Here is a 19,939-nt window from a genome sequence, read left to right as displayed (position 1 = left end):
TATAATGGGAAAATATATTCTGTCATTAGATCAAGGAACAACGAGCTCTAGGGCTATTGTTTTTGATAAAAAAGGTAATATCGTGTCTATGGCACAAAAAGAATTTACCCAATATTTTCCAAAGCCAGGATGGGTAGAGCACGATCCATTAGAAATTTGGTCTACACAAACGGGTGTGGCTGCAGAGGCGCTTGCAAAAAAAGGACTCGATTCGCAGAATATTGCAGCTATTGGTATCACTAACCAACGAGAAACCGTTGTTGTTTGGGATAAGAATACTGGGAAGCCAGTGTATAATGCTATTGTATGGCAGGATAAGCGAACATCAGATTATTGTGATGAGTTAAAAAAACAAGGTAAGAATGATCTTGTTAGAGAAAAAACAGGATTGGTTATAGATTCGTATTTTTCTGGAACTAAAGTGAAATGGATTCTTGATAATGTTGAAGGCGCTCGCGAAAAGGCTGAAGCCGGAGATTTAATTTTAGGAACTATTGATACGTGGTTAATTTGGAACTTTACGAAAGGAGAACAACACATTACAGATGTTACTAATGCATCCAGAACCTTGATGTTTAATATTAATACAATGGATTGGGACGATGAGCTTTTAGAATTGTTAACAATTCCAAAAAGCATGTTGCCTAAAGTAAAACAATCTAGTGAAGTGTACGGTCACACAAAATCAACATTTTACGATACAAAAATTCCAATTGCCGGTATTGCGGGCGATCAACAAGCTGCATTATTTGGGCAGATGTGTACAAAACCAGGGATGGTAAAGAATACATATGGTACAGGTTGCTTTATGCTCATGAATATTGGAGATAAACCTATTGTTTCAAAAAACAATTTATTAACAACAGTCGCTTGGAAGATTAATGGAAAAACAACTTATGCTCTAGAAGGGAGTGTGTTTATAGCTGGAGCCGTTGTACAATGGTTACGTGACGGTTTAAAGATTATTAGAAATTCTTCTGAAGTAGAGAAACTTGCCTGTTCTGTAGATAGTTCAGATGGTGTTTATTTTGTACCTGCTTTTGCAGGTTTAGGAGCTCCGCATTGGAATCAACATGCCAAAGGAACACTGTTCGGGTTAACTAGAGGGAGTACAGATGCTCATATTGCAAGAGCTGCCTTGGAGTCTATAGCATTTCAAACTATGGATATTTTAAAAGCCATGGAGGCAGATGCGGATATTTCTATTCAAGAATTACGAGTAGATGGTGGTGCAACGATTAATAATATGTTGATGCAATTTCAGTCTGATGTGTTAAACACGCAAACCGTTCGACCAAAAACAGTAGAAACCACAGCAATGGGCGCAGCATTTTTGGCGGGATTAGCTGTTGGTTATTGGGAAAGTACTGAAGAAATTCAAAATATTTGGGAAATAGATAAAACGTTTAAACCAATTGAAGATAGAACAGAAACTGAAACCAATATTAAAGGTTGGTACAGAGCAATTGATGCTCTCGAATACTGGACAACTAATAATTTAAAATAAAAAAGATGACACCATTTGTAGCAGAAATTATTGGAACCGCCATTTTAATTTTATTAGGAGGAGGTGTTGTAGCTAATGTTGTATTAAATAAAACCATTGGGAACAATAGTGGTTGGATTGTTATTACAACAGGATGGGCTTTAGCAGTTTATGTTGCGGTGGTTATTGCAGGACCTCATAGTGGTGCGCATATTAATCCAGCAGTAACAGTTGCTTTGGCAGTAGCAGGAAAGTTTCCATGGGCAGATGTTCCATTGTTTGTTTTAGCTCAAATGATTGGAGCCATGATTGGGTCTTCAACCGTTTGGCTCATGTATAAAAGTCACTTTGAAGCTACAGAAGACGCAAGTGCAAAAAAAGCAGTTTTCTGTACTGCTCCGGCAATTAGAAATACATTTACAAATTTTTTTAGTGAAGCAATAGGAACTTTTGTGTTACTCTTCACTATATTTTATTTCACAAACGCTAGTATTACAGATACCGAAACTGTAGTTGGTTTAGGTTCTCTTGGAGCGTTACCAGTTGCCTTTTTAGTTTGGTCAATTGGTTTATCTCTTGGAGGTACAACTGGTTATGCTATTAATCCTGCTCGTGATTTGGGACCTAGAATTATGCATGCTATTCTTCCAATTAAAAATAAAGCGAAAAGCGATTGGTCTTACGCTTGGATTCCGGTTGTAGCTCCTTTAGTTGGTGGTAGCTTAGCAGCCTTACTAATGTTGGGGCTTTCTTAAAATAGTAGATAACTCATAAAATAAAAAATGCCAATTCATGTTGAAATGGCATTTTTTTTCGATCATTTTTTTAAAATTATTATTACTATTTTAAAGTTGCAATGGTATAATAGTATCTTTACAAGACAGATGAAACATATTTTCTCAATTATTATTTTGTTTTTCACCTTGTCGCTTCAAGCGCAAGATTTACCTCCTATTGAAAAATTTATAGCTACAGATTATGGTGGTGATAATCAAAATTGGATGATTTCTCAAGGACGCGATAAGTTTATATACGTGGCTAATAATAAAGGCTTGTTAGAATTTAATGGTTCGGTTTGGAGGAGTTATGGTTCTCCAAATAATTCTGTTATGCGAGCAGTAAATGTTATAGATGATAAAGTTTACACAGGTTGTTATGAGGAGTTTGGCTTTTGGAGTAAAAACGAGTTTAAGCAATTGGAATACAAATCATTAATTCCTAAGTTGAAGGACGAAGGCTTAAAAGATGATCATATTTGGAATATTATCGATTATAATGAATGGATTTTATTTCAATCTGGAAATGGTCTTTACTTCTACAATAAGAATAGTGAAACTTTTAAAATAATTTCAACAAAAAATATTATTTATAAAGTGTTTTTGGTTGGTGATCAAATTTACTATCATGTCGCTAACGAAGGTGTTTATAAGATAATTGACGGAAACCCAAGTTTAGTTAATAATGATTCTGTTGTTTTAAAAGATCGAGTTATTAATATTTTTGAGCATGACAATCAGATACTTTTATTAACTAGAAGTTCGGGTTTTTTCTTTTTAAATAATAACAAACTTGAACAATGGGAGGTTTCAGGTATTGAGAAATTAAAAGGAATTAGTGCGTTTAATAGTATTCAGTTAGAAGATGGAAGTTATATTATTGGTACGATTTCCAATGGTATTTTTAAAATAAATACTAATGGAGAAGTTGAGTATATTATTAATCAAAAAAAGGGTTTAAGTAATAATACTGTTCTTTCTCTCTTTGAAGATAGTGATCATAATGTTTGGACTGGTTTAGATAATGGAATTAACTGTATTAATATAACATCTCCAATTAGAACGTTTATTGACTATGAAGGTGTTTTAGGAACTGTTTATGCTACTGTAATTTTTGATAATAAACTCTACGTTGGTACTAATCAAGGACTTTTTAGTAAATCTTTGGATTTTGAAAATCAAGATTTTGAATTTATTGAAGGGACTTCTGGCCAGGTTTGGAGTCTTTATAATGATAACGATAAGAATTTAATCTGCGGACACCATCTTGGAACTTTTTTAATTGAAAACAATAAAGCCAAGAGTATTAGTTCTGTTTTAGGGGCTTGGAATTATAAGAAAATACCAAATCATGAAGACTTGCTATTACAAGGTAATTATAGTGGGTTGTATCTTTTTGAAAAAACTAATGGTAATTGGAGATTAAAACATAAAGTAGATGGTTTTAATAATTCTTCTAGATTTTTTGAAATCAATTCTTCTAATCAAATTTTTGTTAATCATGAGTACAAAGGTTTGTATAGTATGCAATTGAATAAGTCGTTAGATCAAGTTAAGTCCTTAATACAACATACGGAAGTTCCAATTAGTAAAAGTTCTAGTTTAATCTCTTACCGTAACACTATTTTATATGCAGCCAATGATGGGATTTTTAAATATGAAAAAGATACATCAGTTTTTAGTAAGGATACACTATTAAGTAATTTGTTAATTCCTACGGATTATACTTCTGGTAAAATGGAATATGACGAAACAGGAAAACTTTGGGTCTTTTCTAAAAACAACATTAGTTTTATAAAAAATAATAACCTTACTAATAAGCCCGAGATTACCAATATTCCAATTCCGTCTTATTTAAGGGCTGGTGTTTTGGGTTTTGAAAATATTCAACACATAAAAAATGAAGTTTATGTTTTAGGAACTACTAATGGTTATTTAACTATAGATTTAGCGAGCATAGCAAACCAAAAAGAGTATAGTATTTATCTTAACGAAATAAATATTAAAAATTTAGAAGAAAAAGTTCAGGGCGTTTCACTTAAAAAAAATGGAGTTTTTCATCATAAAAATGGAATAATAACTTTTGGATATTCTGTACCTCAGTTTGATAAATATCTTGATGTCAATTATCAATATAGATTAAATGGGCATTTAGATAAATGGAGTGATTGGACTCATAAAACCAGCGTTCAATTCGAAAATTTACCATTTGGGGATTACATGTTTGAGGTTAGGGCGAAAGTTGGTAATAAGTTGTCGCAAAACATAAGTCATTATAATTTTAAGATAAATAGACCTTGGTTTTTTTCTAACATGGCACTTGTTATTTATTTTTTAGTTTTGATAGGTCTTGGTTTTTTAATTCATAAGGCTTACAAATTTTATTTCTTTCGAATTTTAAAGCATGAGCAGATAAAGAATGAAAAAACAATCATTCAAATTCAAAATGAGAAATTAAATCAAGATATAGAAAGTAAAAATAGAGAATTGGTGATTTCCACAATGAGTATTATTAAAAAGAATGAACTCCTAAATAAAATTAAAAAGGAGTTGAAGAATAGTACTACGAAAGAAGATTTAGGTGATGCAATAAATTTAATAGATACTAATTTAAATAATAATAAGGATTGGAAATTCTTTAAGCAAGCTTTTAATAATGCCGATAAAGATTTTTTAGATAAAATTAAAGCTCAACATCCAGAGTTAACACCTAACGATCTACGTTTTTGTGCCTATCTAAGACTCAATTTATCGTCTAAAGAAATTGCGCCATTATTAAATATTTCGACTAAAAGCGTGGAAACCAAAAGATATAGATTACGAAAAAGACTGAATTTGAACCATGATGATAGCTTAGTTAATTATATCTTAAAATTCTAATACCACGACGGCGTTGTTTTTTACCACGACTTTACCACTACAGAGGTCTTTTTTTTTAAATTCGGTTCTTTTTTATAGGATTTTAATATTAAGGCCTTGCAACCGTGTTTACTGTATGTTTGAGTGTATTTTTCTTAAAATTAGAGTTTTATATTGCGATGTTCGTTTTTTATCGAGGTAAAATTTACCATACTATCATTATTAAGCTTTTAAATTTACAAAAACGTATTGTGGGTTTAAATAAAGCCATCGGTGCGAAGAGATAATTTTGATATCTAATTTTAATATAACTCAACAACCAATGAAATTTAAATTACGACAACCAAAAATTAAAATGCTATGTAGCCTTTTATTAATATGTAGTTCGTTTGCTGTTTTAGCTCAAACTACTGTAACAGGTATTGTGCTCTCCGCCGAAGATAATATGCCTTTAATAGGTGCTTCGGTTATTGAGAAGGGAACAAGCAATGGAGTATCAACAGATTTTGATGGAAACTTTACTCTAAATGTAAAAGATTCGGCAGGTCTATTATTAGTTTCTTATGTAGGTTTTATACCTCAAGACGTAACTATTAAAGGAGGAGTAACTACTATAGTTTTACAAGTAGATGCTAATGCTCTAGACGAAGTGGTAGTTGTTGGTTATGGTACGCAAAGAAAAAGTGATTTAGTAAATGCTGTAGCAACAACAGATTTAACGAAAGCTACTTTAACACCAACATCAGATGTTAACGAAATGTTGAGAGGTCGAATTGCTGGTCTACAAGTTAATGTAGGTGGTGGAACCTTAAGGCCTGGAGGAACTTCAGATATTATTTTTAGAGGTCAAGGTTCTATTGAAGGTAATGTAAGCGCTATTTACGTAGTAGATGGTATTATTAGAGATGGTGGTATTGAGGATATAGATTCAGACGACATTCAGTCTATCGAATTTTTAAAAGATGCTTCTGCTCAAGCAATTTACGGTTCTCGAGGAGCAAATGGTGTTGTATTAATCACAACCAAAAGAGGGAAGAATAAAAAAATACAGGTGAGCTATCATGGTTTTCTATCTACAAAATCTATAGAAAAAAACTTCGACGTTTATAGTGGTCAAGAATTTGCACAACTAAAAAGAGAAGCCTTCAGAGCGACTAATGCAGACGATTCTTATTCCGATGATGATTTTGTTTTCTCTGAACTTGAATTAGAGTCTATAGCCAATAACCAATTTGTAGATTGGGAAGAAGAATTAGTAAAAAGTGGTATAGTAAATAGTCAGGCTATTAGTATTAGTGGTGGAACTGAAAGTACCAAGGTTTTTGGTAGTATTAACTATTTTAAAGAGGAAGGATTAATACCTACTTCCAACTATACAAGAAAAACATTACGGTTAAATGTAGATCAAAAAATTAGTGATAAGGTCTCTGTTAATTTCGATTTAAATATATTAAACGATGATACCGAGAGAGCAGCCAATGTAAACGTTATAACATTTTCACCATTAGGAAGAGCTTACGACGATAATGGAAATTTAACACAATTTCCTAGTGGAGAAGAATCATCTGCAACAAATCCATTATGGAATCTTAGAGAGCAGGATAATGATGAGAAAGGAAACGATTTTGTTATTAATGTAACGCCACAATGGCAAATTACAGATAATTTACAATACCAACTAAAAACAAACTTTACGAGAAGGAATTCTGAAAGAGGTCAATATTTGTCTTCTTTAAGTTCTGCCGGAGATGATGATAATGGTATTGCTAGAATAGATAATCAATTAAGAGAATCTTATTTAATTGAAAACATATTAACTTACAAGAAGACAATAAACGAAAACAATAAGTTCGATGTTACTTTAGTGCAGTCTGCTCAAGAAACAGAGTTTAGTAGAACTTTTACGCAAGGACAAGGGTTTACAAACGAAGATTTAGGCTATAATGGAATAACCAATGCTATTGGTCTTGTTTCTGTTGAAAGAGATCAAAACAAACAGAGATTAGTTGGTTTCTTAGGTAGAGCACGTTATAATTTTATGGATAAGTATTTAATAGAAGCAACAGTAAGACGAGATGGAGCTTCTGTTAATTCTGCAGATAATAAGTGGAGTAACAATGGCGGAGGTTCTTTTGCATGGAAAATGCATAAAGAAAGCTTTTTAGAAAACGTAGAATCTATTCGAGAACTAAAACTACGAGCAAGTTATGGTTCTTTAGTTAATAGTTTAGGACGTGCTTATACATCGCTTTTTACAGTAGATGCTCAAAATTATATTTTGGATGATCAGTCGGCTTCAGGTTATGCGCCATCTACAATCTTACCTAATCCAAACTTGAAATTTGAGAGAATTACAACCTTAAATTTAGGATTAGATTTTGGTGTATTTAATAATATATTAACTGGAAACGTAAATTATTACGATGCTAGAACAACAGATTTATTATTAAAACGTGGTGTACCTGCAATTACAGGTTACAATTTTACATACTTTAATGCTGGAGAACTACAGAATAAAGGTATAGAGGTGAGCTTAACGGCTAATATTATTAATAATGACGATTTAAAATGGTCTGTTTCTACTAACTGGTCTAACAATGAGAACAAGTTATTAGAATTATATAACGATGGAGACGGAAATCCTGTTTTAGAAGACGATACATACAATTATTTTGTTGGACAGTCTGTGGGAGTTATTAGACAATATCAATTTGATGGTATTTGGCAAGAAGGTGAGGATTTCGCAAATGCACCTCAAGCAAATCCAGATTCTACTATTTCTCAACCAGATTTAAGACCTGGAGATATTAAAATTGCCGATGTAAACGGCGATGGAGTAATAACACAAGATGATCGTGTGTTTACAGATCAAAATCCAGATTGGTTTGGTTCATTTTCTACAAATTTAGAATATAAAGGTTTCGATTTGTTTGTAGACTTCTATGTGGTAGAAGGAGCAACAAAAGTTAACCCATTTTTATCAGACTTTAATAATGGAGGAACTTTACAAGGAAAAGTAAATGGTGTAAAGGTCGATTATTACACGCCAGAAAATCCGTCTACAACATTTCCTAGACCTAATAACGATGCTACGCCGTTATATTTAAATGCGTTGGCCGTGAAGGATGCTTCTTATGTTAGATTAAGAACTGTTAGCTTAGGATACTCTTTACCAGATTCGGCTTTAGAACAAATTGGTTTAGACCAAATTAGATTTTATGTAACAGGATCAAATTTATTTACACATACAGATTACATTGGCTACAGCCCAGAAGTAAACATTAGAAGCACATTTTCTAATGCAGATACAGGTTATCCAGATGCTAGAAGTTTCACTTTTGGAATGCGTTTAAAATTTTAATTTAAAAAAAAAGAATATTATGAAAACAATACTTTTTTATAAAAATACAAAGTATAGTATGTTGTTAATGTTAACCTTACTATTTACTTTCTCTTCATGTGAAGAATATCTTGAAGAGCAACCAAGTACATTAATTGATGCAGATTATGTGTTTACCACAGAGTCAGGATTAAAAGCAGGTGTCGTAAGTTTATATAAGTTTGAAAGAGATCGTTATGATAATGGTACTGAAGACTTCATGGGTTCTGTTTTAATGTCTTCTAGAAGCGACTTGGCTTTTAGTAGAACAGGATATACAGGTCTTATGGGAAGATACGAAAGAGGTATTTCTCCTATCGATCAAGGTGCTAATTTTGTATCTACTTTATTCTGGAAACACTATTATAATATTGCAAATAAAGCGACAGCTCTTATCAATGCTGCTGAGGTAGTTGAAGGTGTGGATGAAGATGTTAGAAAAGAGATTATAGCAGAAGCAAAATTCTTTAGAGCACACGCTTATTTCTATTTATATAGAATGTTTAATAATATCTATGTAACTACCGAAACTGTTACAGTTGATAATGCTTTCGATGTTGTAAATGATAAATCGTCTGAAGAAGAAATTTTCACATTATTAAATAATGATTTAGACTATGCTTTAGAAAACTTAGAGTGGATACGTGATTTTGGACGAGTAACTAAAGGGACAGCAAAGCATGTGAAGGCTAAAGTTGCTATGTGGCAAGGTGATTGGGTAGAAGCTAAAGCACAAGCCTTGGATGTTATTGAAGGTCCAGATACACCGCATAGTTTAGTGAGTTCTACTGCAGATGTTTTTGCAGGTGATAGAAATAATTCTGAATCGTTATTTGTAATACAATCTCCAATAGATGAGGTTCTTGGTGGAGGAGCAGAGACAATGATGAATGCAAACTATGTTACTCAGTATTTTCAAATATCGGGTATAGAATCTAATAACGATCAAGGAGGAAGAGGGTTTTCGCGTATTTTGCCAAATGAATATTTATTAAACCTTATAGCTGAAGATCCTAACGATACCAGAGATAACGAGACCTATTTTAGATTAAAATACTATTATACTTCAGGAGATGATATTGGTCAAGAAGTAAATAATTATGCACCATTTCCTGCTAGTTCATATCAAAATTATTATAAGAGAATGCACCCATCTTGTATAAAGTTTAGTCAAGAAGATGGTAATGAAGATTCATATTTAATAAGAGGTAACGTTTTAGTATATAGGTTAGCGGAAACTTATTTAATAGCTGCAGAAGCAATTATGAGATCATCAGGAGATCCTTTGCCTTATATTAATGCTGTAAGAGATAGAGCAAATGCTTCACTTTTAACAAGTGTAGATGAGCAGGCTATTTTAGATGAACGCGCAAGAGAATTAGCTTTCGAAGGGCAGCGTTGGTTTACATTAAAACGTATGGGACAAAATGTAATAGATGCGCAAATAACAAGTTATGCTGGAGATGGTGATGCATTTCCTGCAAATTTAGGTACAAAAGATCCTAGAACTAACTGGATGCCTCATTTCATTAACTGGCCAATTGCACAAAGAGATTTAGATTTGCTAGGTGCTAGCTATCCTCAAAATGATGGATATTAATCTCTAATTAGATAGTTTTTAAAAAAAAATAAATAGTAATAAGCTCATCATTAATTTTTTTATAATTAGTCTAATGGTGAGTTTTTTATTTTATAATAATTCCCTGATTAATAGCAGCTATAATCGCTGTACAACAAAATCATTGATTAGCTTTAAAAGTCAAAATTATGCGTTTTAGTTTTATTGTTTTAGTTTTTATTTGTTTCAATTCTTGCGACTCATCTATAACTACAAAAGATATTGTTTTTGCAGATAATCAAGTTATAGCACATCGTGGTGCTTGGAAAGCCAATGGGCTTCCTGAGAACTCTATTGCTTCGTTAAAACATGCAATAGAGTTAAACTGCGCGGGTTCAGAGTTTGATGTTAGAATGACACTAGACAATGTGCTTATTGTTACTCATGATGCTACTTATAACAATCTTAATGTTGAGGAGTCTACCTATAAAGAATTAGCGGTGCATAAGCTAGCTAATGGAGAGTCACTTCCAACGTTAAAAGAATATATTTTGGCTGGGATGAGTAATAATAATTCCACAGGATTGGTATGTGAAATAAAACCATCTAAAATAAAACCAAGAAATATTGAAATTACCAATAAAGTAATGGCATTAGTTAAAGACCTAAATGCAGAGAATTACATTTCTTATTATATAAGTTTTAGTTACGAAATTCTTAAGCGTATAGAGGAAATAGATGCTAATGCAAAAACTCAATACTTAGATGGTTCAAAAGCTCCAAAAGAGATTAAAAAAGACGGTATTGATGGCTTAGATTATTTAGGGTATAAATTTTCAAAAAACCCAGAATGGATTAAAGAGGCTAAAGGTTTAAATTTAGTTTTAAATGCTTGGACTATAAATAAAACAGACGATATTGATTGGTTCTTAGCTAATGACTTTGACTATGTTACAACCAATGAGCCAGAATTGGTTTTTGATAGAATAAAAGTGAGTCCAACACAATCTAATTATAAATTGGTTTGGAGCGATGAATTTAATTACTCCGGAAAACCAGATTCTTTAAAATGGAGTCATGAAATAGGGTTGAAGCGTAATCAAGAAAAACAATATTATACAGATAGTTTAAAAAATGCAAGAGTCGAAAAAGGTTATCTAATCTTAGAATCTCACAAAGAACAAATTAAAAATGCTGGGTTTGAAAATAAAGACGTTAAAAATTGGAGGAAAAATCAAGCCTTTGCAGATTACACTGCGGCAAGTTTAACCACTAAAAATTTAGCTGAGTGGACATATGGCCGTATTGATATTAAAGCAAAGCTCCCAAAAGGAGTAGGATTGTGGCCTGCCTTCTGGATGTTAGGCGCAAATTATAGCAATGTTGGCTGGCCCGAATGTGGAGAAATAGATATTATGGAACATGTTGGTTTTGATGCTGATTCTATTTTTGGAACCATTCATACAAAATCTTACAACCACATGAAAGGTACTCAAAAAGGAAAAAAGATTTACATTGATAAACCTTATGATATGTTCCACACCTATACACTTATATGGACACCAGAACACATGGATTTTATCCTCGATGGAAAAGTTTATAACCACATAAAAAATGAACACAAAACAACTCATGAGTGGCCTTTCGATCAGGATTTTCATTTAAAGATTAACGTAGCAATTGGCGGAATGTTAGGTGGGAGAAAAGGAATTGATGAACAATCTTTTCCAAATAGAATGATGATAGATTATGTTAGAGTTTACCAAAAAGAACATTAAAATATGAAATGGAATACATTATTTATTGGATTTGTATTTATTGCTTTTGCTAGTTGCGAAACCAAAAGAAACTCCAATCAAAATACAGAAAATGATATAACTCCAATACTTCTAAAGGTAATGACCTATAACATGCGTTTAGATGTAGCGTCAGATGGAGAAAATGCATGGCCAAACAGGAAAGATTTTTTTAGTTCTCAAGTGTTATTTTTAGAGCCCGATATTATGGGAGTGCAAGAAGCAAGGCCAAATCAAATTGAAGATTTAAATACTTCATTAACAGATTACAAGTATATTGGTACTGGACGAGATGGTGATAATAAAGGTGAGTATTCTGCAATTTACTATAATTCAAAAAAAGTAAAAGTAGAACAAGAAAATACATTTTGGTTGTCAAAAACGCCTAGCGAAATGTCTAAAGGTTGGGATTCTGCCTATCCAAGAATATGCACTTTTGGACTATTTACGGTGTTAGAAAATAACCAAAAAATTTGGGTATTTAATACGCATTTAGATCACATAGGGGCAGAGGCTCAAAAAGAAGGAACAAAACTTATTCTCGATAAAATAAGTTTAGTAAATAAAGAAAACCTACCTGTAGTAGTAATGGGTGATTTTAATGTGGAACCAAATAGTGAAGTCATTTCATCAACAAAAGCAACGATGGATGACTCTAAAGACATAGCAAAAGTTAAATTTGGATCAGATGGTACATTCAATGGATTTAAGTATAATGAACTTGCTACAAGACGAATTGATTATATTTTAATTTCTAAATTATCTAATTTAAAAGTTAATAAATATGCTGTCTTTTCAAGCGCGATTGACTTTAAGTTTCCTTCAGATCATTTTCCTGTTTTTGTTGAATTAGAATTTTAATATTATATTTTATGAGATTATCTCCTTCATTTTTTTACAAATTTATCATTTCGGTTGTTTTAGTAATTTCAGGTTATTGTAAATTATCAGCACAAGAAAAAAATCAGCTTTTACCGGCTTATTTAAATACAAAAGTGAACGCTACTAATATTTATAGTAGTGTTACAGAAAAAAAAGTAGACTCTGTATTAGCATTAATGAGAGTTAATGAGAAAATTGGGCAACTTGTTCAGTATAGTGGTGGATGGGATGTTACTGGCCCTTCTTCTTCAAAGGGAGATCAATATAAATTAGATAAACTTAAAAAGGGAGAAGTAGGCTCAATGCTTAATGTTACATCTGTAGCTTCAATTCGAGAAACACAACGTATTGTTATGGATAACTCTAGGTTAAAAATTCCATTAATTTTTGCTTACGATGTCATTCATGGTTATAAAACGATTTTTCCTATCCCATTAGGAGAAAGTTCAAGTTGGGATTTAGACATTATAAAGCAATCTGCCGCTATTGCAGCAAAAGAATCTGCAGCATCAGGTTTAAACTGGACGTTTGCTCCAATGATAGATGTATCAAGAGACGCGCGTTGGGGAAGAGTTATGGAAGGTGCTGGAGAAGATACTTTTTTAAATTCTGAAATAGGAGTAGCTAGAATAAATGGTTTTCAAGGAAATGATTTGTCTAGTAATCTTACAATAGCAGCTTGTGCAAAGCATTTTGCAGGTTATGGTTTTGGAGAAGCTGGCCGTGATTATAATACGGTAAATATTGGAGAACACGAATTGCATAACATCATACTACCTCCATTTAAAGCTGCTGCAGATGCTGGTGTAGCGACGTTTATGAATTCTTTTAATGATATTGATGGTATTCCGGCAACAGGACATAAGGCGCTTCAAAGAGATTTGTTAAAAGGAAAATGGAATTGGAACGGTTTTATGGTTTCCGATTGGGGAAGTATTGGTGAAATGGTAGCGCACGGTTATGCTAAAGATAAAAAGCATGCAGCGGAAATTGCCTTAAATGCTGGAAGTGACATGGATATGGAATCTTATGCTTACGAGGCATTTTTAGAAATTCTTTTAAAAGAAAAAAAAGTAAATCTAGCCCAATTAGATGATGCTGTAAAACGTATTTTGAGAATTAAATTTGAATTGGGATTGTTTGAGGATCCTTATAAGTATTGTAATGAAGAACTAGAACGTACCGAAGTGTATTCTCCAGAAAATTTAGAAATTGCGCGTGATGTGGCTAGAAAGTCAATTGTTCTTTTAAAAAATGAAAATAATATACTACCGCTTTCCAAAAGTATTGGAAGTATTGCAGTTATTGGTCCTTTGGCAGACGATAAAAATGCTCCGCTAGGTAATTGGAGAGCTAAAGCTCAGTATAATTCTGCTATTTCATTATTAGAAGGCGTAAAAGCTTCCGTTGATAAAAATACTAAAGTACATTATGCAAAAGGAATTGATTTAACCATACCTACTGTTGAGCCTGGTGAAAATCAATTTTTACATCCGTTAAAATTTAATACTACAGATCGTTCTGGTATTAAAAAAGCGGTTGAGGTAGCAAAGCAGGCAGATGTTGTTTTATTAGCTATTGGAGAAGATGCATATCAAACCGGTGAAGGACGAAGTCAAACAGATATTGGCTTTAAAGGACTTCAAATGGAATTATTAAATGCTGTAAAGGCAGTGAATCCCAATATTGTTATTGTATTAATGAATGGCCGACCTATGGATTTAAGTCGGCCAACGGAATTGGTGCCTTCTATTTTAGAATGCTGGCATTTAGGCTCGCAATCCGGACATGCTATTGCAGATGTCCTTTTTGGCGATTATAATCCGTCGGGTAAATTACCTATTTCTTTTCCGCATAACGTTGGTCAAGAGCCTTTGTATTACAATCAGAAAAATACTGGAAGACCTTATAATCCTACGCATGTTACATTTTCAGGATATCGCGATGCGCCAAAATCGGCATTGTATTCTTTTGGTTTTGGATTGAGCTATACAACTTTTGAATATAGTAATTTAGAGATTTCTAAATCGGAAATAAAATCAAATGGAATCCTAAAAGCTACTGTTAATGTTACTAATACAGGCGATCGTACCGGAGAAGAAGTTGTACAACTTTACATTAGAGATTTAGTAGGAAGTATAACGCGGCCAACAAAAGAATTAAAAGGCTTTCAAAAAATCATGCTTAAATCAGGAGAAACTAAGACTGTTACGTTTTCTATAGATTCTAAAGCATTACAATTCTATACCGTTAATAAAATATGGGAAGTTGAACCTGGAGAATTTAATGTTTGGATTGGTGGTAGTTCTCAAACAAAAAACAAAGCTAGTTTTACGGTTATTGATTAATCTATAATGTTTTTAGATTCTTATAGATTTAAATGTTTTTTAATAACCTTTTATTAAAAAAGCGGTTTGGTATTATTGTAAAATTAATAATCATTTAATCTTATAGAAGTATTAATAGCAAAATTAATTCAAGATCATTGTCACTAATGGGCTGTGCCAATTTTATTTAAGTGCAAAAAAAAATCGTCTAAATTTATTTAGACGATTTTAGTAATACTAAGCTTTATTATTAAAGCTTATAATTTATCTGCTTCTTTTTTCATTGCGTTAGCAGCGTTTTTAACACCGTCTTTAGTCGCGTCAGCAGCATTTTTAGCACCTTCTTCTACTTTGTTAGCAGCATCTTTTGCTCCTTCTTTTACAGAGTTAGCACCGTCTTTAATAGCATCTCCAGTTGCTTCAACTGCATTTCCAGCAGCATCTACAGCTCCTTCAGCAGCATCTCCAACAGCTTCTCCAGCGTCTTCAAGTGCATCTCCTGTTGCATCAACAGCATCTTCAAGAGTATCTCCTGTTGCGTCAGCAGCATTTTCTAAAGTATCTCCTACAGAATCCGTTCCTTCTTTTACCTCTCTACAAGAAGTAAATGTTACGCTTAATGCTAATACTAGAGCTGCGCTTAATAATAATTTTTTCATTGGTTTTTAGTTTTAAATTAATTCAAGTGGTGAAATTACTATTTTGAAAACTAATTTTAACATTTTCAAATCATATTTTTTAACAGTTAATTGATAAAAAGCAATAACTTCAGTTTAAATACGTAAAAAGTGGAGTATTTGGACCACTGCACCTTTGTTTTTTTTAATATAATTGAAATTATTCTCTCCGTATCTAGTTCTTTGCTCATTATTTGAAATGAATAAATCTAGAGCATTAGTAAGTTCTTCTTGATTAGAAATAGAGATCATACCTATGTTATTAATCATCGTTTGAGCTTCAGGAAACTTAAAGTGGTTTTTACCTATTATTATAGGCACCCCAAAAACCGCTGCTTCTAGCGTATTGTGTAAACCTGTTGTGCCCATTGCTCCACCAATGTAGGCTATATCAGCATAACTGTAAACCTTAGTTAGTAAGCCAATGGTGTCTAATATTAATACTTCATAATCGTTAAGCCTTTTTCCTTTCTTCTCAGAAAATAGAACACATTTTTTGGAGATGCTGCGTTTTAAACTTTCAATTTGTGCAGTCTTTATATTGTGAGGCGCAATAATAAATTTCGTTGTTTTGTTCGCTTGAGTGTTTATGTAATTTACAAGTAGTTTTTCGTCTTCAGGCCAAGAACTTCCTATAACTACACAAAGGTTATCGTCTTTAAATTCTGAAATAAAGTCTAAAGTGTTGTCTTGTTTTAACTGGTTTGTAACGCGATCAAATCTAGTGTCACCAGAAACAGTTACACTATTGTAGTCAATGCTTTCTAGAAGTAGTTTCGACGCTTCATTTTGAGTAAAAATATGTTCAAAAGCAAATAAGGCTTCTTTTGTATGCTTACCGTACCACTTAAAAAAAGATTGATTCTCTCTAAATACCGCCGAAATCAATACAGCCTTTAACTCTCTTTTTTTTAATTCATTTAAAATATTAGGCCATATTTCATATTTAACAAAAATGGTTAATTCAGGATTTACTAAATCTAAAAAACGTTTCGCATTTGCTCTACTATCTAAAGGAAGATAAATTACAACATCTGCAAAAGGTGCATTTTTTCTTATTTCGTAACCCGATGGTGAGAAGAAGGAGAGAACAATTTTATGTGTTGGGTAATCCTTTCGTAGTTCTGTAAAAACAGGCAGGCCTTGTTCATATTCACCTAAAGATGCGCAATGAAACCATAATGTCTTATCATTAGCAGTTATAATCGTTTTTAATTTACTAAAAGTATCGGCTCGACCTTCAACACCAAGTTTTATTTTAGTATTAAAAATTGCAATAATTTTAAGTAGTAAACCAGCAATTAAGATTCCAAAAGAGTACAATAAATTCAATTTAAAAAAGCTTTGTGCTAAAATACATAATTCATTGTTTAGCATTTGCGAATTTTGTAAATTCGTTTCATGAAAAAAATACAAATGGTTGACCTAAAAGGTCAATACGCCCAAATAAAACAAGAGGTTAACGACTCTATTCAAGAAGTTTTAGAAACTACAGCCTTTGTAAATGGACCTAAGGTTCACGAATTTCAAAAAAACTTAGAAACCTATTTAGGTGTCAAGCACGTTATACCATGCGCAAATGGGACAGATGCTTTGCAAATTGCAATGATGGGATTGGGTTTAAAACCAGGAGATGAGGTTATAACTGCCGATTTTACTTTTGCTGCAACCGTAGAAGTCATTGCGCTGTTAAACTTAACACCCGTTTTGGTAGATGTTAATCCAGACGATTTTAACATAGATATCGAAGCTGTAAAAAAAGCAATTACGCCGAAAACCAAGGCTATAGTTCCTGTGCATTTATTTGGACAATGTGCAAATATGGAGGCATTAATGGCTTTAGCAGAAGAACATAATTTATACATAATAGAAGATAACGCACAAGGAATTGGTGCAAAATACACCAATAGTAAAGGAGAGAAAGCCATGTCTGGAACCATTGGACATGTAGCATCAACTTCTTTCTTTCCATCTAAAAACTTAGGATGTTATGGAGATGGAGGCGCAATTTTTACAAACGATGACGATTTAGCTCATATAATTAGAGGTGTCGTTAATCATGGAATGTACGAACGTTACCACCACGATGTTGTAGGTGTAAATTCACGCTTAGATTCTATTCAGGCAGCCGTTTTAAATGCTAAATTACCGCATTTAGACACTTATAATAATGCGCGTAAAAAAGCAGCTCGGGCATACAACAAAGCATTCGCTGGTCATTCAAAAATTATTACACCAAAAACGGTAAATAATTGCGAAGGTATTTGCGACACTTGCGATTGCCACGTATTTCACCAATACACACTTAAAATAGTAGATGCAGATAGAGATGCTTTAGTAAAGCATTTAAACGAAAATCAGATTCCATGTGGTGTCTATTATCCAATTCCATTACACAGGCAAAAAGCATATGTAGATTCTCGTTACAATGAAGCAGATTTTACAGTAACAAACCAATTGGTAAAAGAAGTGCTTTCTCTACCAATGCATACAGAATTAGATCAAGAACAAATAGATTTTATTACCAAAACAGTAATAGATTTTATAGACAATAATTAATTTATTTTGGGCGAGACTTTTGGCTTTTATGAGCCAAAAGTCAGGCTGTCCACTATATCTTTTCTGCAGAAAAAGCAAAAAAGGATGCCGTTTCCATCCTTCTCGCGAGACTAGAAATAGTAATAAAAACCGAAGACTTAAGTTTCAAAAAATGTCAAAGATATTAGTAACAGGAGGATTAGGTTATATTGGTTCGCATACAGTAGTTGCTTTGCAAGAAGCGGGTTTTAAAGTTGTAATTATAGATAATTTATCTAACGCCTCAACTAAAGTCTTAGACGGTATTTTAGCCATAAGTGGAGAATTACCTGAATTCGAGAACTTCGATTTAAGAAATAAACTTAAAACTCAAGAGTTTTTTAAAAAATACGACGATCTTTCTGGAGTCATTCACTTTGCAGCAAGTAAAGCAGTAGGAGAGAGTGTGGGTAATCCATTATTATATTACGAGAATAATGTAAGCACCTTAATTTATGTCCTTCAAGAGCTAAATAAAAAAGACAACGCTAATTTTATTTTTAGTTCGTCTTGCACTGTTTATGGTCAAGCAGATAAAATGCCAATAACAGAAGAAGCGCCAATAAAAGCAGCCGAATCTCCATACGGAAACACCAAACAAATAGGAGAAGCCATACTAAAAGATACTTGTAAGGCAAACCAAAATTTTAATACTATCGCTTTGCGATACTTTAATCCTATTGGAGCGCATAAATCTGCTCAAATTGGAGAATTACCAATTGGAGTACCACAAAATTTAGTGCCATATATTACCCAAACAGGAGCTGGAGTACGGGAACAGCTATCTGTGTTTGGAGATAATTACCCAACCAAAGATGGTACGTGCGTTCGCGACTATATACATGTGGTAGATATAGCAAAGGCTCATGTAATTGCGCTTAAAAGGCTATTAAATAAAAAATATAAAGAGAATTTTGAAGTTTTTAACTTAGGAACAGGAACACCTAGTTCTGTCCTAGAAGTGATTCAATCTTTCGAGCGTGTTTCTAATAAAAAGCTTAATTATAAAATTGTAGACAAGCGAGATGGCGATGTTATTTCTGCTTATGCAGATACTAATAAAGCGAATGCGGTTCTAGGTTGGAAAGCAAAATCTACTTTAGATGATGCTATGGAATCTGCATGGAAGTGGCAGCAAACACTATAATTCCCATTATCAAATCTTAAAAATAAACAGTAACTCTTTACGAGTCTAATAATTTTAACCACTTTTTTTTATTGATGTGATATTAATAAATTGGTTAACAAAGACTTAACTCGTTATGTTTGTAGTTGGTCTTATATCTTGGTTTCTTTGTATTTAATGAAATAGATATTATGAAGCGAGCGTGTTAATAATTTTATCACTTATAAAAGTGATAAATAGCAAACACATGTTACCTTCTAAGAACTATAGAAAAGAGCATATGAGATTGATACAAGTAAAAAGAGAGACAATTCAAGAAAACAGATTCGGACCTAAAATGGGACGATTAAACGCTAAGGTAACTTACATTAAAAAGCGATTTCTTGGTATACCAGTTCAGACATTACACAAATACAGAGAAACGTATTATGGTGAAGTTAAAGATTGCAAAGAATGTGTTTTAGCAAAATAAACTATAAAGTATAAAAAAAAAAAA

Annotated in this window: 13 protein-coding genes; 11 read left to right on the top strand and 2 right to left on the bottom strand. The window is 32.7% G+C overall.

The features are described from left to right. Window positions 1–4: 4 nt before the first annotated feature. The 8 genes from glpK to bglX all read left to right on the top strand — a co-directional run bounded on the left by glpK (window position 5) and on the right by bglX (window position 15,084). Entirely contained in the window at window positions 5–1,507 is a 1,503-nt protein-coding gene (gene glpK, locus ASC44_RS06710; protein WP_055446844.1) for a glycerol kinase GlpK, read from the top strand. 5 nt (window positions 1,508–1,512) lie between these two features. Continuing rightward, the gene (locus tag ASC44_RS06705; protein WP_055446843.1) at window positions 1,513–2,241 is read left to right on the top strand and encodes an MIP/aquaporin family protein; all 729 of its coding nucleotides are present in this window, start codon (window positions 1,513–1,515) and stop codon (window positions 2,239–2,241) included. A 27-nt stretch (window positions 2,242–2,268) separates the two neighbouring features. Beyond that, window positions 2,269–5,142 (top strand): helix-turn-helix and ligand-binding sensor domain-containing protein, encoded by a 2,874-nt coding sequence (locus ASC44_RS06700; protein WP_055446842.1) that lies wholly within the window; start codon window positions 2,269–2,271, stop codon window positions 5,140–5,142. A 301-nt stretch (window positions 5,143–5,443) separates the two neighbouring features. Beyond that, a complete protein-coding gene (locus ASC44_RS06695; protein ID WP_055446841.1) occupies window positions 5,444–8,482 on the top strand; it encodes a SusC/RagA family TonB-linked outer membrane protein in 3,039 nt (1,012 codons plus the stop codon). A gap of 19 nt (window positions 8,483–8,501) precedes the next feature. Then, entirely contained in the window at window positions 8,502–10,100 is a 1,599-nt protein-coding gene (locus ASC44_RS06690) for a RagB/SusD family nutrient uptake outer membrane protein (protein ID WP_055446840.1), read from the top strand. A gap of 167 nt (window positions 10,101–10,267) precedes the next feature. Next, the gene (locus tag ASC44_RS06685) at window positions 10,268–11,836 is read left to right on the top strand and encodes a family 16 glycosylhydrolase (protein WP_055446839.1); all 1,569 of its coding nucleotides are present in this window, start codon (window positions 10,268–10,270) and stop codon (window positions 11,834–11,836) included. A gap of 3 nt (window positions 11,837–11,839) precedes the next feature. Next, window positions 11,840–12,715, top strand: coding sequence for an endonuclease/exonuclease/phosphatase family protein (locus ASC44_RS06680; protein ID WP_083476253.1), 876 nt, complete (start codon window positions 11,840–11,842; stop codon window positions 12,713–12,715). Window positions 12,716–12,726: 11 nt separating this feature from the next. Next, window positions 12,727–15,084, top strand: coding sequence for a beta-glucosidase BglX (bglX, locus tag ASC44_RS06675; protein WP_083476252.1), 2,358 nt, complete (start codon window positions 12,727–12,729; stop codon window positions 15,082–15,084). Window positions 15,085–15,320: 236 nt separating this feature from the next. Here bglX and ASC44_RS06670 read toward each other — a convergent pair whose 3' ends face one another. Together ASC44_RS06670 and ASC44_RS06665 are read right to left on the bottom strand one after the other, a co-directional pair. Further along, window positions 15,321–15,722: a hypothetical protein gene (locus ASC44_RS06670; protein WP_083476251.1), complete on the bottom strand. Its 402-nt coding sequence runs from the start codon at window positions 15,720–15,722 to the stop codon at window positions 15,321–15,323. A 114-nt stretch (window positions 15,723–15,836) separates the two neighbouring features. After that, window positions 15,837–17,117: a 3-deoxy-D-manno-octulosonic acid transferase gene (locus ASC44_RS06665; RefSeq protein WP_055446882.1), complete on the bottom strand. Its 1,281-nt coding sequence runs from the start codon at window positions 17,115–17,117 to the stop codon at window positions 15,837–15,839. 24 nt (window positions 17,118–17,141) lie between these two features. Here ASC44_RS06665 and ASC44_RS06660 point away from each other — a divergent pair, with 24 nt between their 5' ends. The 3 genes from ASC44_RS06660 to ASC44_RS06650 all read left to right on the top strand — a co-directional run bounded on the left by ASC44_RS06660 (window position 17,142) and on the right by ASC44_RS06650 (window position 19,915). Continuing rightward, window positions 17,142–18,299 carry a DegT/DnrJ/EryC1/StrS family aminotransferase gene (locus ASC44_RS06660; protein ID WP_055446838.1) on the top strand — a complete coding sequence of 386 codons (1,158 nt, stop codon included), beginning with the start codon at window positions 17,142–17,144 and terminating at the stop codon, window positions 18,297–18,299. 151 nt (window positions 18,300–18,450) lie between these two features. Then, window positions 18,451–19,464 (top strand): UDP-glucose 4-epimerase GalE, encoded by a 1,014-nt coding sequence (gene galE, locus ASC44_RS06655; protein WP_055446837.1) that lies wholly within the window; start codon window positions 18,451–18,453, stop codon window positions 19,462–19,464. A 259-nt stretch (window positions 19,465–19,723) separates the two neighbouring features. Further along, window positions 19,724–19,915, top strand: coding sequence for a hypothetical protein (locus tag ASC44_RS06650; RefSeq protein WP_055446881.1), 192 nt, complete (start codon window positions 19,724–19,726; stop codon window positions 19,913–19,915). Window positions 19,916–19,939: the final 24 nt, after the last annotated feature.

Source organism: Lacinutrix mariniflava, from assembly GCF_001418015.1.
Classification (GTDB): domain Bacteria; phylum Bacteroidota; class Bacteroidia; order Flavobacteriales; family Flavobacteriaceae; genus Lacinutrix; species Lacinutrix mariniflava.
This window is presented reverse-complemented; position numbering and strand designations above follow the sequence as displayed.

Coding starts and splice junctions, on each gene's coding strand:
- glpK (WP_055446844.1), top strand. CDS start 5: ATGGGAAAATATATTCTGTCATTAGATCAAGGAACAACGAGCTCTAGG.
- ASC44_RS06705 (WP_055446843.1), top strand. CDS start 1,513: ATGACACCATTTGTAGCAGAAATTATTGGAACCGCCATTTTAATTTTA.
- ASC44_RS06700 (WP_055446842.1), top strand. CDS start 2,269: ATGCCAATTCATGTTGAAATGGCATTTTTTTTCGATCATTTTTTTAAA.
- ASC44_RS06695 (WP_055446841.1), top strand. CDS start 5,444: ATGAAATTTAAATTACGACAACCAAAAATTAAAATGCTATGTAGCCTT.
- ASC44_RS06690 (WP_055446840.1), top strand. CDS start 8,502: ATGAAAACAATACTTTTTTATAAAAATACAAAGTATAGTATGTTGTTA.
- ASC44_RS06685 (WP_055446839.1), top strand. CDS start 10,268: ATGCGTTTTAGTTTTATTGTTTTAGTTTTTATTTGTTTCAATTCTTGC.
- ASC44_RS06680 (WP_083476253.1), top strand. CDS start 11,840: ATGAAATGGAATACATTATTTATTGGATTTGTATTTATTGCTTTTGCT.
- bglX (WP_083476252.1), top strand. CDS start 12,727: ATGAGATTATCTCCTTCATTTTTTTACAAATTTATCATTTCGGTTGTT.
- ASC44_RS06670 (WP_083476251.1), bottom strand. CDS start 15,722: ATGAAAAAATTATTATTAAGCGCAGCTCTAGTATTAGCATTAAGCGTA.
- ASC44_RS06665 (WP_055446882.1), bottom strand. CDS start 17,117: ATGCTAAACAATGAATTATGTATTTTAGCACAAAGCTTTTTTAAATTG.
- ASC44_RS06660 (WP_055446838.1), top strand. CDS start 17,142: ATGAAAAAAATACAAATGGTTGACCTAAAAGGTCAATACGCCCAAATA.
- galE (WP_055446837.1), top strand. CDS start 18,451: ATGTCAAAGATATTAGTAACAGGAGGATTAGGTTATATTGGTTCGCAT.
- ASC44_RS06650 (WP_055446881.1), top strand. CDS start 19,724: ATGAGATTGATACAAGTAAAAAGAGAGACAATTCAAGAAAACAGATTC.